General features: G+C 46.5%; 9 protein-coding genes. 2 read left to right on the top strand and 7 right to left on the bottom strand.

Annotated elements, in window-relative coordinates; genetic code table 11:
• Window positions 1-18 precede the first annotated feature (18 nt).
• Genes PPM_RS11065 through PPM_RS11050 form a run of 4 tightly spaced genes read right to left on the bottom strand, consistent with a single transcriptional unit; the run spans window position 19 to window position 8,940 of the window.
• Window positions 19-1,308 carry a vWA domain-containing protein gene (locus PPM_RS11065; RefSeq protein WP_013370934.1) on the bottom strand — a complete coding sequence of 430 codons (1,290 nt, stop codon included), beginning with the start codon at window positions 1,306-1,308 and terminating at the stop codon, window positions 19-21.
• Window positions 1,309-1,353: 45 nt separating this feature from the next.
• Window positions 1,354-3,720: a hypothetical protein gene (locus PPM_RS11060; RefSeq protein ID WP_013370933.1), complete on the bottom strand. Its 2,367-nt coding sequence runs from the start codon at window positions 3,718-3,720 to the stop codon at window positions 1,354-1,356.
• Window positions 3,721-3,723: 3 nt separating this feature from the next.
• Window positions 3,724-7,113: a tubulin-like doman-containing protein gene (locus PPM_RS11055; protein ID WP_013370932.1), complete on the bottom strand. Its 3,390-nt coding sequence runs from the start codon at window positions 7,111-7,113 to the stop codon at window positions 3,724-3,726.
• 24 nt (window positions 7,114-7,137) lie between these two features.
• Window positions 7,138-8,940 carry a vWA domain-containing protein gene (locus tag PPM_RS11050; protein WP_013370931.1) on the bottom strand — a complete coding sequence of 601 codons (1,803 nt, stop codon included), beginning with the start codon at window positions 8,938-8,940 and terminating at the stop codon, window positions 7,138-7,140.
• Between the two features lie 300 nt (window positions 8,941-9,240).
• Between PPM_RS11050 and PPM_RS29625 the strand changes: the two genes are divergently transcribed.
• Window positions 9,241-9,393, top strand: coding sequence for a hypothetical protein (locus PPM_RS29625; RefSeq protein ID WP_013370930.1), 153 nt, complete (start codon window positions 9,241-9,243; stop codon window positions 9,391-9,393).
• Window positions 9,386-10,303 (top strand): hypothetical protein, encoded by a 918-nt coding sequence (locus PPM_RS11045; protein ID WP_013370929.1) that lies wholly within the window; start codon window positions 9,386-9,388, stop codon window positions 10,301-10,303. Before PPM_RS29625 ends, PPM_RS11045 begins: the two co-directional genes overlap by 8 nt.
• 138 nt (window positions 10,304-10,441) lie before the next feature.
• Here PPM_RS11045 and PPM_RS11040 read toward each other — a convergent pair whose 3' ends face one another.
• The 3 genes from PPM_RS11040 to PPM_RS11030 form a co-directional block, all read right to left on the bottom strand.
• Complete coding sequence (locus tag PPM_RS11040) at window positions 10,442-13,198, bottom strand: PHB depolymerase family esterase (RefSeq protein WP_014599702.1); 2,757 nt, start codon at window positions 13,196-13,198, stop codon at window positions 10,442-10,444.
• Between the two features lie 194 nt (window positions 13,199-13,392).
• Entirely contained in the window at window positions 13,393-14,523 is a 1,131-nt protein-coding gene (locus PPM_RS11035) for a bifunctional cystathionine gamma-lyase/homocysteine desulfhydrase (protein ID WP_013370926.1), read from the bottom strand.
• A gap of 1 nt (window position 14,524) precedes the next feature.
• A complete protein-coding gene (locus PPM_RS11030) occupies window positions 14,525-15,448 on the bottom strand; it encodes a PLP-dependent cysteine synthase family protein (protein WP_013370925.1) in 924 nt (307 codons plus the stop codon).
• Window positions 15,449-15,570: the final 122 nt, after the last annotated feature.

Raw genomic sequence — 15,570 nt, 5'->3', positions numbered from 1 at the left:
AAGTTCCAGCCTCCCGTTCTAAAATCCACTGCTGCGTCGATTGCGCGTCGGGCCTTCCGGTGCCCCTCTCCGTTGGCCTGATGACCCACCTTGGCTCCCACCACCAGAAGATCGGCGAGTATTTTCCGCAATCGGCAGAACAAGTGAAAAGACAGCAATAAGGGCCGCCAGTACGAGCGCTGCTAGCAAACGAATCATCAAGTCACCTATAGGCGAGCCAGATAACCCTCTTTCCAAAATCAAGCCAGCGAGCAAGCCGGCTGGAACTCCACCAATTGCGAAATTCCGCGCGAGAAAACGGTTATCAAACATCAATCCAAGAGCCAACCCTAATAGAACTCCGATGATAACCAGAGCCGTTACGCGATAAATAGCAAAATACAGACTGTCGGCATACTCACCTGTCCGCTCCGTTACCAGCGTGCGATCACCAATTTTGTTATATATTTTACCGAACGCCTGCGTAAGTCCTTGGGCATTAGCTACATTAGAATAAGTTCCACCCGTTAGGCTGGCAATATTTTGCAACAAAGCTATACCTTCTGATTCTGCCAGTTTCAGGCCGATCGTATTAATCGGAATCTGACGGGCAATGTAAGGAGCCAATGCGGTTTGCGTATCCAGTTCGCTAAAGCCGTCAGAGAGCATAATAACGAGAGAACCTTTTTCCGCATTGCCTTGGGTTTCAATCTCCTTGATCGTCTCGTCCAAAGCAAGCCCGATCTCTGTACCGCCTGACATTATAGTCTGCATACTATCGATTTTGGAATATACCGCTTGCTTCTCTGCATCTGTGCCAATGGGAGTAAATGGCTGCACCAACTGCGCAGTGGATTCAAATGAAACAATGGCTACGCGCTTGTCTCCATCCATTTGCCCAATTAGACTCTTAGCAGCCGTTAGGCGTTCATTATCGGGATCTGTTTGTTGCATGCTTCCGGAATTATCAATCACAAGCACGAGGTCCTGTACACTCTTACGCCCTTCAGGGTTAACCTGATACCCCAGTTCCAATAACAGACCTGCCACGAGCAACATGACCAGTGTAGCAGGTACTAGTAATTTCCAGGACAATCCTGAGTATCGTTGTCGCCATGAATGTCCATTTAACTGTGGCGAAATTAGTTCGCCGATAAGGCAACCTAGACCAATGCACAGCGCCATGATGCCAAAATATAGCCCGACCACGATGATATGCGGCCAGTGGCCTATCAATTTGTGAAGAATAAGCTCTCCTAAGATGAAGCCTACTACAGCGCCCAGCAAGCCAAACACCAATAGGAGAACGTTAAATTTTCGTTGCTTCATAAGATTCGTTGCTTCCTTCCATCATTAAAGTAGGATAATATATGGCTACCGCAATTCCGGCAACCGGTCCACGTCGATTCCATGAAACACGAAACCATTCGCAGTATATGTCTCATAATACGTTTTGCCGTTGCGGTAAACCATCAGATCCTCCAGATGGAAGCCGCCCATCAAATGCAGTTTTTCCACCCCGCTACTGCGACGCTCATGAACAAAACCCAGCTTGTAAATTCGCGAAGTAATGTCGACGTCCATCGCATAAGGAAGAAATTCGCCTTCGTAGTCACCAAAAAAATACTTTTCTTCATACCGATGCTCATGGGTATAGTCGAGCAAACGTACATTGATTCCGCCGTGCTCTTCTAACGTTTGATACAGTTTTTTAAACAGCTCATCCTTCGGAACGACCAGCCGATTTTCATATGCAGCAGCTACATTGGCACGTCGTAATAATTCTTCTTCGAATGTCTGATTAAATGGCTGTGAGCTGAGAATCAAGGTACGGCAGGTCTGCGTAAGTCTATCCACCAGTGCAGACAGACCTTCATCCAGCAACCCAGATACAGGTCCCATATGCCGGGCGTCAAAGAATATAGATTTCCCCCGCTTGCTTTCCAACTCATGCATGACATCCTCCGTCACACGCTCGTAATACTCGAACAGGTTTTGACCTGTGTAACTGTCAGCCTGCCGAATACTATCCGTTGCAGCTTGATGCAATTCACGCTCCAGGTTGGCTAGCTGTACTGTAATATGCTTCGCCTGTGCATGCCATTTTTCCAGTGCCATTTCATAGCGGCGAAGTAGCTCCAAATCCACTTGAATCCGCAACATGTGCATTTTATGCCCGTAGACTGTTTCAGTGAGGTAACGGATCAAGCTACGCACATTATGTTTATCCATAAGCGGCAGTCGCTGAAAAGGCTGATCTTCCACTCGTCCGCTATACAGCGCATCCAGTTCGGCCGCACTGATCTGCAAATCATTGGACGTATCACGAATCATTCCCCGAACAGCCGTAAGCACATTCCCTGTTTGATTTTCATCCGTCCAATCTGTCAGCTCGAAAAAGCCGATATGAGGATGTTCCTTAGCAGCTGCATTCACAGCCACCTGCAAACGCATATCCGCCTGAAAATCTCCCAAGCGCTTCTGTACGATCCGTTCACAGTTATCGCGGAAAAAGGCTTCGCACCCCTGACCAAACAAGGTTTCCTCTGCCTCACGTAATGACATTCGTTTCAGCGAGCCGTAGCTGGCTCCGCTCGTCATTAGTGCGCTCATGTCCATGATCGCTTCATTGCCAGGTACTAGATCATTTCGTGTACGACCGCGCTCAGCAGCATCTAAGCCAAAATAATTTAGCTTATCGCGTATGTCCCAATCCTGCTCTGTTCTCATACGCTCTAGCAGCTTCACATAAAAGTGATACAACACCGTAAGCGCAATCGACTGATTAGGGCGGTTAACCCGGGAAAATCCAGCCGACACATAACCCTGCCGCCCGGATTCCGTCATGATGTTATTCTTAAACGATGTATTATTGTAGCCTCCATCCTGTGACCGATAGGAATCTCCTGCCTGATAACGGTTTTTAAGAAGTTGAATGTGACAAATAATATCACAGCTCTCGCGCAGGCTATTCGGCACCGTTACGCCGCGCTCATTCTTGTCGGACAGCACATAGACAAGATCGAACAACGGAGATGGAGCATGAGATACCGGGATGGTCAATTTGTCCTCGGTCATATGAAGCGGTGCTGTAAACGTATATGCTGGGCTCTGGATGTAATCCAACTCCCGCATAAAAGCAACGGATGTTGCACTTCTGTAGCCAAATTGGGCAGCCTGGTCGCTTTCGCTCATCAACACATACAGATCCATTTGTACCGATTTAAAAGATTGGGCAAAAATATACTCTGCCAACAGCGTAATTTCAGGAATTAATACGTTCATGGGATCATCCGCTGTTGTCAGGATCGACAAATGTACACGCTCAAACGAGGAATACAACCGACCATAATCAGCCAGATGTCCACTAGCCCGGCGTAACGCGGTGTTAAGTTCAATTAGCTTTGATTCATGTGTATAAAAAGCCTGGTGCAAGTCACGGCGTAACGTTTGGTGACTACTTTCTTCCGGTACAGCTACCGTATGAACGATGGCCTCTACCGAACGGTCTGCAGCCTCGTGCTCTTCCTGCGAGCAAATCTGAATATAGGTTACTCCTGTGCTGTTATCCCACTTGGTCCGGTTGATATCTGCAATTGTGTTCATCACCGGGCTCATGTGATCGCCGATAAAAAGAAACACGGACGGGAAATGGATGCTGCTGCGTCCATCCCCGCTTCCGATTAATTGGTCCTCTGCGGCTGCATAGTCAGCCGCATAACGTAACAGCTGCTCTCTCATACTTTACTTCAACTTTCTGCGGATGTCGTTTAATTTTCCGGCCATTTGAGCATAAAATGCATAAAGTTCCGCTCCATTAGCCAGCTCTACCTTTTCATATTCCAATTGATTGCGTGCCTCTGTGTAAGTGGCAGCCAGCTCATCCAACTTCGCCAGCAGTGGTGTAATATCCTCAGATGAAGTCAATACAGCATCACGGCGATCCGCCTTACGCATTAGTGCTGCAAATTTCTTTTCATCCAATCCACGGAAGTTTGTAAACACTTCAAACTCCACATAATTGCGGCTCTTCATGACGTTGGCAAACGGCTCCCACGCCTCTTCCTCTTCATCACGATCATAGACGTACAAAGCGCCTTTTTTCGTAATTGTGTCTGTATAGAGGGCCTGAATGAACTGATCCAACCATTTTTCTTCATCCTGATATTTGCCCAGTAAAGCTTCCAATTCAGCGGCTTTTGCTTCGATTTGAATATATTTCGCCAGCTCATCACGAACCATCTGCGTTAACTCCGGTGAACGGATCAGGTTTTCCTTGGCCATCTCTTCATTGATGCTGCCAAAGATGTCCTTGCTTCCGGTCTGCTCCAGCCCTTCAGCCAGTAGACGCTTCAGCTCAGACCATGCTCTTTTCACCTCGCCCAAATTCGGCTTGGATTCCTGTAAGCGCATATCGTAGCCTGCCAGTAGCGCATTCATATCTAGCGCTTGTGAGCGAATTACAGTAAAACGGCTGCTTGTATTTTGATCGACATCTTTCTCACGAATCACTCCGAGTGCCTTGGCCCGGTCGAAATCATTACGAATGCGGGCATTGTGAGCTTGCACACGCGAATTGATGTAAGTTTCTCCCCATGATTTTTCAGGAATCGGCGACGGCAGATTCGTCCAGTTGTTCTGACCTGTCTGCACCAGATGTCGGCCAATACCTTCACGGTCAAGAATGGTTTTCTCATAGCTCTCTTCATACACTTTGAGCGGCGTATATACAAACAGAGGAACACCATTACGCGTATTGAGCCAGAAAATCCGGTTACGGACTTCACTTTCTTTAATAGTGAAGTGCGATTTGCCAATTGCATTATTTTGATAATTGCGAACGCCTTTCAGGATATTAGGCGACTGTACAGGTACCGAAACGAATCCCCAGGACGGGAAATACAAATTGCCAGAACTGTTGCTCAAATGGAAGACAGGTACAGCCTCCTCATCCAGCTTGCTTGCAATGTAACGCTCTACAAATTTTTCAATCGCTTCATCCTGCCCGTACTTCATGACCAGGAAATCCTCCATGGAACGGGTAATGAGATCACCAAATTTGTCAGTCAAGAAATTGGAGATCGAGCTGATGATGTCCATATCCTGATCTTTCACCCATTGATCTGAATTTTCCAGCAATTCTTGGGCAAAATCACGAATCAAGTCGTCACCATTGCGGTTATCCAGCAGCTTGGTCACAACTTCCGAAATATCCGGTACACTTACCAGATTCCAATAATACGTCTTGTTACCTTTGTGATCGGATTGTTCCTCGCCATTAATCAGCAGATCACCATTCTTTTCGAAAATGGCACTCAGTGCGTTCAAAATTTCAGTAAATACATTATAAATGCGGTTATTTTCTTTATTTAGCAGGTCATACAGGTCTTCATAGAATTCAATGAGCTGCTCTGTACGTTCCACATCAGCCCGCAGCCAATATTCGTTGATTTTTGCTTCAATATATGCATTTTTCTTCTTATCCTTGGATACAAACGCACTCTTAGCATCGCCCAGCTTCTCGTTCGCCTGCTCTCGCGCCCATTCAATGTCCGTAGGAATACGGTGCAGTGATTCACGCAACGTTTCAACATAGGAAAGCAGCATTTTCAGCAAGCTAAACCCTTTTTCAGTATATATCATGCGGGATACATAAAACGGCCCTTGCTCGGGATGTAGGAACATCCGGCGGATTTGGTCCGTAAACTGTCCTACAATTTCGCCAGGAAGCTGTTTCTTCGCTTTGATATATTCTTCGCGAGCACGCGTCAGGAACGTTTGCTCCAGCTCAGTGTCCATATTAACTACTTGCATCTTAACAACATTGTTATAACTTAACCGTTCACTGTTTTCAAAGCCCGGAAGCGGCTCAGGTACACGGGACTCAAAGTTTTTGATCATGCTATCCAGATCCACGCCCAGCTTGCGGGCAAACTTCTCTACATCCTCCTGATTTGGCGCTTGCTCAAACATTTTGGACATTTTACCAAACATTCGGTAAGCCAGATATGTCGTCATTTCCTCCATAGGCAGCACTGCCGAGGAAGCTCCGATAATATTGTAATCGTAGTTTGCTGGATACGCCTTATTCATTTGCGCGATGTTGGTACGAATGTTGCTGATATAGTCATGAATGGCGAACTCTTCACCCGACTGTTTTTCCTCACTCGCCATAAAGTTGGTGATGTTCTCAGCGGTGACATTCATGCAGTAATCATAAGCATTTTCCAGTAGTTTGCCTTCCGTATTCGTAGCCGAAATAAGGTGACACAGATTGAACGGCGGCAACGGCGAGTTTACAGTCAAAATGTTACCGTACTGTTGCTTAAAGCGTTCACCACGACTGTCCACATTCATCCAGTAGTCCAGCTCTTTCAGTGCAGCATAGCCATTTTTTTTAATATATTCACGCGTATGCTCGCTCAGGCTTTTGTTGGCCAGATTAATATCCGGTGTGAACAGATAACCCAGCGTGTTTACACGGTCTACACCTGCGGAGCCATAGTCCCGCTCAATAATGCCTCGAACGATATATGAGATATCGAGGAAAGTACCGCTTCCTGTACCGCCGGACAAACCGGATAGCAAAAACACCATAAGCTTCTTGTTAGTACCTTCAGACAGGGTTTTGATTTTTTTGTCAATACTTTGTACGACCTGATTGATTTTGGTGAACAATAGTAATCGTCCAGCCTGACGTACCCCTGCCGCCCCGTTCATACCATCGGTAATGCTCAGCTCGGGAGACAGCCAGTCAGTGATGTACGGCTCCAAAATACTGCGGTTTTGCAGCAACCCGCCGATTTCCGCATTGGACAGCAGTACAAACTCATTGATGGGGTCCAAACCAATCCCTTTGTATTTTTTGTTGCGGTCTTGTTCATTCGTTTCAAAAGCGAGAAATTCCACGTTATCCGGTTTCTCGCTCTTTTTCTTGGAAATCGGGTCCGCAGGCAGCTTGAATCTACGGTTGATTTGATATTTCAAGCGGAGAAGGGCGTCAATCCCCGTTCCCCCAAGTCCGATAATTAAAATAGGATTATCGATGGTATCTACTCTGATCTTATCGCTTACGATCCCTCCGCCGAGTGATACGTCTAATTGTTGGATATGCTCTCTAACTACTGGTTTCATAGATATGACCTCCTAAGGGTTCGTTTAGCTGTTTACTGAAATAAACTCCAGTAAAATGGTTTTGTCCACACTAGCCAGCGGAATCGTCAGACGATCACCGTTTTTCAGTTCAAGACCATTGCCTGCGTCTACAGCACGCCCGGATTTTTCAATCGTAATCTCTGGGGTACTACGCACCACAATGCGATCCTGGTTCGCTGGCGTGAACACGACCTTATCGGTTCCAGCAAATTCTGGCGCCAGTTGCAGCAACTGGTGTAAATTGAATTTGCCCCGGAAGGTGTTCAGCTTCTTATACTGCGGGTATGTCTTTTCGCCGGTATTTTCGTCCCGGATTTCCAGTACGATCTGACCGACAAAGCCACGATTGGCTTTTTTGACAGCCTTCCAGATGAAATATGCCGCCACTAGCAGAACGAGCAGTCCCACCCCTAAAAGAATGAGTGGCAATAGCTTAGACTTTTCAGCAGGTGCCGTAGGCTGAGTTGTGCCAGTATTCGTACCGCTCGCTGCCCCAGCTTTGGCACTGATGGTTACAGGCTGCGTTTCACGGTAGAAGCTCTTCTCCTCTGCTCTGACGGTTAGCTCATAGTCATGCTCATCCGGAATCGTATAGGAGCCGGTAAAAGCATCGCCTGCGTTTGTTAGGGGCACTTCATTCGTTGCGCCGGTATCAAGGTCCTTGACCTTCAGGACCGCATTCATATTCGCATACAATTCCTGATCCTGATACGGCTGGTTATTGCTCGTCAGATAGGAACGAATTTGAACCGAGTCACCTTTTTTGTATGATTTGGCAGGCGGTGCGTCCAGCTTCAATTCCAAATCATAGTTAAATACCAGATTAATATCAATCTTATCCTGCTGCACTCCCTTGACTTGAAGCTTCCAGTCGCCAGCCACAGGCTTGAGCAATTTAATCAGCGAGTAGCTTTTGGACTTGGACAGCAGTACATCGCTCGAAGGAATCGACTTCGTGTTGCCCGATGGGTCTATTAATCTCGCGTCCACCGGTTTCGAGGACATGATCGAAATGTTGGCTTCCAGCACGCTATCGTTTGGTACGGTTACTGTAACGTCCTGATAGTCGCCGTTTGCCGTAATGGACTGCAAGGGCACCACTTTCAATTTCAAATTGCTGGCGAAAATTTCACTCAAAATGTTCGGTAGATCGTCTGCCGAGCTTGTAATAAAGGACTTGCCACCCGTTTGCTGCGCGATGTCGGCGAGTTTATTTTTATTCAGCTTTCCATCTGCATTCAAACCGATGGTATAGATCGGCACACCGCTTTTTTTAGCCTCGGCTACAGCCTGTGCCATATCCTGAGCGGATTGGCTTTCAGTTCGGCCTGTCGTCTTATTAAAATCGTTGTTACCATCAGCTAACATAACGATCATAGGCGCATGCCCGGCTGTTTTGCCATCCTGCAAAATACGGATCGCTTCCTTGACACCTACGGAGGTGTCAGTATACGCTCCCCGGTTCAGCCCGTCAATAAATGTCTTCAGCTCCTGCTTATCTGCTTCGGATGAAATATTAAGCAAGGCTTTCTCGCGCTGTACGACATCCGTATAGGCTACAATCCCAACCTTGTCATTTTGTGTTGACAACATATCAATAAACATTTTCATGGCTTCATTGCCAATTTTCCCAGGATCACTGGTGTTCATTGAATTACTTACATCGACTACCAGCACCGCATCCACTTTAGAAGCTGAGGGTGAAGCGGCATTCGCCGTCTGTGGCTGCCAGGCCAAAATCGAGGACATGATCATTGTACATATGATTCCGATGACCAAAAACCATTTTCTGTCTCTACTAAACATCGCTTGTACCCCTTTGCCGATTAATTCTCATTCTAAATTACAGTTGTACTCCACTACTATTAAATTATAATGAGTTTTACATGAGCGCCAGCTGAAAATCCTGTCCGAGCGGCCTGAATACGACCAAAAAGCCTATTATACCGCGATATTTTACCAATATCCTGCAGTAATGATATAATTATACCCCAACGAGGGCAATCGGGCACCAGCCTTCTCCTTTATACGACAAAAATAACCCTAGCGAAACCCGTTCATGTAAAACAGTAAAATAAAAATCTAAACAGAAAGAGGAAGTACACTATGATCTCATACGGATGTCTGGCGATTATGTTTCTTTTTGTCGCCATTAAATCACTAATCTACTATATACATAAAAGACGCGCCCCGTCGATTACACAAATCGACACCGAGCTTCTCGCACTGCTGAACCGGAGAAGTGAGCGCAATGATTAGCTCCAAACAGGCTGTGCAATTTCGCCCCTTTACCCGCACAGAGCATGCCTTCCAAAAGCTGAGAGTCTGCAAGCGCTGCGGACAATTCACCGCCCTTTGGGAAGAGAAATGTACATCGTGTGGTCGGGATACGCTGGTTCCTGTAGAGCAATATGCCAAACTCAGAGCTAAACGTTATTTTCATAAAGACCTTGCCGTCGGCATCGCGTTGCTGGCTGCTTCTATCTTTTTCGGTCACTCGTCACAGCAAATGCTACTGTGTGGTATCGTCGGTGCGTTTCTCCTGTTGCCCTTGATCCTTCTACAGCAGCGCATTGTTCCTTATGAACAGCGTAGGCAGCTTATACGCCTTTTCAGAGGGCGTATAGGACAGATCCAGGAAGGATTGAACGTGAATCAGAAAAATGCAGTTGCCCTGCGGCAACTTAGTGAGCGTGTCTGCTATGAAATGCTACGCGAAATTGCCGTACTCATTCACAATGATCGGATAAGGCTCCAGCAGGTCGCTCTGCTGCAATCATTTGTTCTTCGCAAAGATATGGAATTAACGCTCGATCCTCTCCTGATCAAAAGCTTTGAACCCCTTATGGTCAGATACATTGGAGAGGTTGCCAGACTCAATCGTGAGCTGATTAAGGATCGGACATTCCGGTATGTGGCTTTTTATGAGCGCCGTATTTTAGAAATGGCAGGAGGCGAAGATATTCTCGTTCGCGTAGCCAGTGCCGCTATCCGTAAAAAACGCTACATAGTCACCCATGCCGCTTTCATTTCCAGATATGTTCGGAAGCTGCCAAAGGAACGAATCCAACGTTTATATCATATCATCCAGGAGAATCCGTTAGAACCCTTTGGAGATTTGGCCGATGAAGTGAAGATCATGTACCTGATGGAGCAGTATAAAAGCTGAGTTGCCATAATGCCCTTTTATATATGACGTATCCCAGTCAAGGAATCACTGCAATGGATCAGCAAAAAAACCGTCAGGATCGCCAATGTGCCTCCAGACGGTTTTTTAAATATGGATTATAATGACGCTCATGCATCTTTATTGACCTTGCAGTTTATGCTGCGCATGCTTAATGGAAGTAAAGTTAAATGCTCGTACTCCCTTGCTATCATACACAATAATCTCTTTATTTAAATACGGGTGTAGACCATTAAAATATCCGGGCATAATCAGTCTGCGCATAAAAAGGTTTTTACCCAGCAGACGGGGTGAATTGGTCGCTACAACAAGCATCTGCTGGGTTGCAGACCATGGGCTAGGTTGAATATATGACAAACAGTATTCGCCTGCCGTAAAATCGTCACCCCATGTATACCCATCCTCGGTACATTCAATTTGAAGATGAGCTTGATACTTTTGAAGCAGCTCATGTCTGGACAAGGCCGAAGTGATACAAATCACGTTGCTATCAGCCAGTTCTTTCTCTGAAATATCTTTAGAAGAAACCACGGGATAATGAACACCAATGTACGGGTTCCAAGTCGCTGTCCGCGGACTAGCTAAGGCGTTCGCCGTTCGTTTCACCGCCTGCTCTTCCTCTGGTGTAGCATAACTGGATGGAAGAACAATGTGAAGTCGATTCATATAAACATCAAGTACACCCATACCGTGACTCGCACCATTTCTTCCCACGCTTTGCAAATCCGCAACACTCTTAGCTGCATCCGCATTTTTGGTGGAGTCTTCACAGCTCTCTCCCTCCCGTTCAGCAATCAAACGGTATTCGGGTGAAGGGCGTTTGTGCGAGTGTGTTTTAACAAAGCGAAAGCGGCTGTATTCTCGTAAATCCAACATGAAAATGCGGGCTCCGATACGAACTTGGGCCAGTTCCAGGGACATGTCCTCTTGTGAGAGATGAATCACAAATTCTTCGACGTGAACAGTCTCAATATCCAATTCACCCGTGGAACTCATTTCGCCATACAACTCCGCATATTCCTCGTTTTCATCCATGCGTGTCACTTCCAGCCAGTAAGCTCGATTATGTCTGCCCCGTTCCGTCCGATAGGCAATACGCTGAGGTACAGCAACTCTTTTCCATTGCATAAGCCAACCCAGTATGCCATCCAAAAGTCTTAACTCATGCGTATCCCAATGATTAGACTGCCGCTCTATCACACCTTTAAAATGGTTCGATGAAAGCTCGGTTACCGGAGCTGTGTATGCTTGGGCAAATAAGTAATCCTGGTCACCACACACATCCAATATTGGAATATTGATCAAATTTTTCAGATGCTTGGGGTGTGGCGTCCCTGAGATTACCGCAATAGCTGCAAACCGAGAAGGATAAGCCTGTGCCATCGCCCATGCAGCATATGCACCATTTGAGTAACCCGTCAGATAGATACGTTCTTCGTCCACTCGGTACGCTTGCAGTATGACATCTAGCCCCTCCAAAAAAGCAGCTTCTCCAATATAACTGCCCAGCGTAACGCCACGACACGAAAAAGTAACAAATATAGCCTCGTCTTCCCAACCCCGCCCAAAACCTCTATTCTGAAAATCCGGCAGTCCCAGCTCATATCGCTTGCCAGGCATTAGAACGATCAGAGGATACCGTCGCTCAGCCGTGTAGTTGCTGGGAAGCTGGATGGTATACCGTTGCAAACTATTGTCCAAACGGGAGACAAAAAAACCTTCACCAATGCCGTCGGCCGTCAAAAAAATATGTTCTTTCTGAAGTAACGATGAGTGCTGTGACTGTTCGGTATGTCCAGATATAAAAATTTGTTTTAATAGCTTAATATATTCACGCACCACCCGGGAATCCCAGATTTCAAAAGGATCTTCCGGCGAATCCGTTAACCTGTTTAATTCCTCAAGCAGGCCCTTTATTTGTATTTTCTGCGCAGAATGAAGAACATCTTTAGCATAGGCTTGCATGTACTGGTCATACTCTTCCTGCAAGCCCTCCACGACGACTGACAAAGGCCGCACAAGTACCGAATACACAAAATGATGTTCTACAGCCTCATAATCCCGATAGGTAACGGTGAAGTGCAGCATTCCCGTATTCCCGATCTTCTCCTCATCCCAGGCGTAGCTTTGCTCCTGCTCCCAATGGGCTGGAAACTGATCCAGCTTCAAGCCCTCATCATTCGTTACCTCGACCCATAACGTTTGATCTGAGGGAAGAAGTATCCGATCCTTACGCAGCAAATAAAATAAAATCGGGCTGTCTTCTCCTTCCCTGCCAGCACTTTGCTCAACCTCTAACCATGCCATATGATTACGTATATTACGCTCTACGAATTCACGATGCAGCTCTATCACATCTGGTTCATCGCATACCTGATTTCCACTGATACGAATAGAGCGGGCCTCATCAGGAATAAATGCAGCAATGATAACGACCGTGTGATCACCTTCCTCCAAATACAAGCGAAAGGGACCGGATTCGGCATATACCAATGTGCCATCTATCCAAATTTGTCCGGTTCCTTCAAACGGTCTGAAAATCACTTCCTGTGCAGTCATACAACGTAGATTTGAAACCAGCAAAAGTCTTTCGTGTTCAGCCAAAGGCGGAAAAACACCTAGATTCAGTTCAGAGGTCCGAGGGTCAAGCTCGGTCAGTAATCGGCACACTGCCTTTCCTCCTGCTGAAAGCTCGATTCCATCTTCACCACAAGCCTTTTCCAAATTCCATTCCTCTTGCGTAAAATGACTCGACCATTCCCTGCCCACACCACAATTTTCCGGAAGCTCGACTGGGCCGACTGCATAAGCAGACGCCAGACGTACCGGATGATCCGACAGCACAGTAGTTGCTTTTTCCAGATGTGTGAACCTCATAACATTCCCCCTCCAGGTTTTTGTGTCCTCAGAGACGTAGCCGCGTTATATTCCGTTTAACATTCAATTGAACTATATAAAACTATTCGTTACCACCTCTGCGTACTCCTCCGTGCTTTTCAAAAAAGAAGCTATTCTCACAACAAAAAAAGAGGCAGCTTCTGCCACCTCTCTTGATCATTATGCTTATTTTCTTACAATGCTGACTGCAAGTCTTCGATCAAATCCTCCAGATCTTCGATCCCAACCGAAATCCGTACCAAGCCTTCTGTAATACCTAGCTCTGCACGGCGTTCTGCCGGAATGGAGGCGTGCGTCATACGTGCTGGAACGCTAATCAGACTTTCAACCGCTCCCAAGCTCTCAGCCAATGTAAAATACTTTACTTTTTTCAGGAGGGCAACCGCGTTAGCATCGCTACCTACATCAAAGGAAATGATGCCGCCAAAGCCTTCAGCTTGAATTTTGGACAGCTCGTGCTGTGCATGGCTTTCCAGCCCAGGGTAGTACACCTTACTAACCTTCGGATGCTTTTCCAAAAAGGCTGCAATTTCCTTTGCATTTTTCTCAATTGCTTCCATACGCAGACCCAAGGTTTTGATACCACGAATCAATAACCATGAATCCTGCGGACCGAGAATACCGCCAATGGCGTTTTGCAGAAAATGAAGCTGCTCGCCCAGCTCTTCACTGTTGACTACAGCCAGACCGGCTACAACATCGCTGTGTCCACCCAAATATTTGGTTGCGGAGTGTACGACGATATCAGCCCCGAGTGTAATTGGCGTCTGCCAGTAAGGGGTAGCAAATGTATTGTCCACAATCAACAAAAGCTCATGCTTTTTCACCAGTTCTGAAACTGCGCGGATATCAGTAACTTTCAACAGCGGATTTGTTGGTGTTTCGACATACAATGCCTTCGTATTCGGACGGATTGCTTTAGAAATAGCCTCCAGATCAGTTGTATCCACAAATGTGGACTCAATCCCGATCCGACTAAGCACTTTGCTTACAATACGATAAGTGCCCCCGTATACATCATCGGTCAGCAAAATATGATCCCCTGCTTTAAACAAGGAAAACACTGCATGAATCGCTGCCATACCCGAACCGAAAGCAAAACCGCGTGTGCCTTCCTCCAGTTCCTTGATCAGCTCTTCCAGTGCAAACCGAGTCGGGTTGCCTGTACGCGAATACTCGTATCCCTTATGAACGCCGATTTCCTCTTGCTCATAAGTGCTTACCTGATAAATAGGAACGTTAACCGCGCCAGTATGAGGATCGGTAGGGAGTCCACCGTGAATCAGTTTTGTTTTGCGTTTCATTTTATATCCCGCCTTCATATATTTTTTTGCTCAAATAACGTTCACTGCTATCTGGGAAAATGGTGACAATATGTGCACCATCCGGTGCGCTCTCTGCTTCCAGTAAAGCAGCATGGAGGGCAGAACCGGAGGAACTGCCCACGAGAATCCCTTCACGTTCGGCCAATTCCTTGACGCGGTTGAATGCGTCCACATCGCTAATGGTATGAATGGCATTAAAATAGCCTTTGTCCACAAACTCAGGGATCAATTCCATGCCGATTCCTTCTGTTTTATGAGGGCCTGACTCGCCTCCATTCAAAATGGACCCTTCAGGCTCCACAATGACAGTTTTAATGGCTGCATTTTGCTCCTTAAGATAACGCGAGGTTCCCATAAATGTGCCCCCTGAGCCTGCTCCTGCCACGAATACGTCGACTTTACCGTCCAGATCGTTCCAAATTTCAGGTCCCATTGTCGTATAATAAGCCTCTGGATTATCAGGATTGCTAAATTGCTGCGGCAAGTATGCATCTTTGATTTCAGCAGCCAATTGCTTTGTTTTTTCAATGGCTCCCTTCATTCCCTCACTTGTCGGGGTATGAACGATACGTGCTCCCAATGCTTTCATCAAGTCCTGCTTCTCTTGGCTGAACTTCTCAGGCACAGCAAAAATAACCGAAATATCATAATGAAGCGCGGCCATCGCAAGACCAATACCTGCATTACCTGCTGTTGCTTCTATTAAAGTCCCGCCCGGCTTCAACTGGCCTGTCTTTAACGCTTTTTCAATTAAAGCCTTTCCCACCCGGTCTTTTACGCTCCCGCCGGGGTTCATAAACTCCAGCTTGGCGAACAGGCGAATTCCTCTGGGTAGAGAATAGCTATTCAGCTCCACTAATGGCGTGCGCCCGATGAGTTCAAGGGTATTGCGATATACATTCATAATTTCAGGCTCCTTTTAATGGCGAATCCAAAATAAACCAATGGTCAAAAATTAGCGCCCATTGTCGGAGAAATTCGCTGTCTTCTCCAAAAACATAGTAATGCGGTAAGTATTGATGCAAT

Origin of the sequence: Paenibacillus polymyxa M1 (assembly GCF_000237325.1) — a bacterium.
Classification (GTDB): Bacteria; Bacillota; Bacilli; order Paenibacillales; family Paenibacillaceae; genus Paenibacillus; species Paenibacillus polymyxa_C.
The sequence above is the reverse complement of the archived record's forward strand: the minus strand, read 5'-3'. Positions and strand labels throughout refer to the sequence as shown.

What these genes read in the sequence shown, in the direction of transcription:
- PPM_RS11065 (WP_013370934.1), bottom strand. Translation starts at nt 1,308, where the DNA reads ATGAAGCAACGAAAATTTAACGTTCTCCTATTGGTGTTTGGCTTGCTG.
- PPM_RS11060 (WP_013370933.1), bottom strand. Translation starts at nt 3,720, where the DNA reads ATGAGAGAGCAGCTGTTACGTTATGCGGCTGACTATGCAGCCGCAGAG.
- PPM_RS11055 (WP_013370932.1), bottom strand. Translation starts at nt 7,113, where the DNA reads ATGAAACCAGTAGTTAGAGAGCATATCCAACAATTAGACGTATCACTC.
- PPM_RS11050 (WP_013370931.1), bottom strand. Translation starts at nt 8,940, where the DNA reads ATGTTTAGTAGAGACAGAAAATGGTTTTTGGTCATCGGAATCATATGT.
- PPM_RS29625 (WP_013370930.1), top strand. Translation starts at nt 9,241, where the DNA reads ATGATCTCATACGGATGTCTGGCGATTATGTTTCTTTTTGTCGCCATT.
- PPM_RS11045 (WP_013370929.1), top strand. Translation starts at nt 9,386, where the DNA reads ATGATTAGCTCCAAACAGGCTGTGCAATTTCGCCCCTTTACCCGCACA.
- PPM_RS11040 (WP_014599702.1), bottom strand. Translation starts at nt 13,198, where the DNA reads ATGAGGTTCACACATCTGGAAAAAGCAACTACTGTGCTGTCGGATCAT.
- PPM_RS11035 (WP_013370926.1), bottom strand. Translation starts at nt 14,523, where the DNA reads ATGAAACGCAAAACAAAACTGATTCACGGTGGACTCCCTACCGATCCT.
- PPM_RS11030 (WP_013370925.1), bottom strand. Translation starts at nt 15,448, where the DNA reads ATGAATGTATATCGCAATACCCTTGAACTCATCGGGCGCACGCCATTA.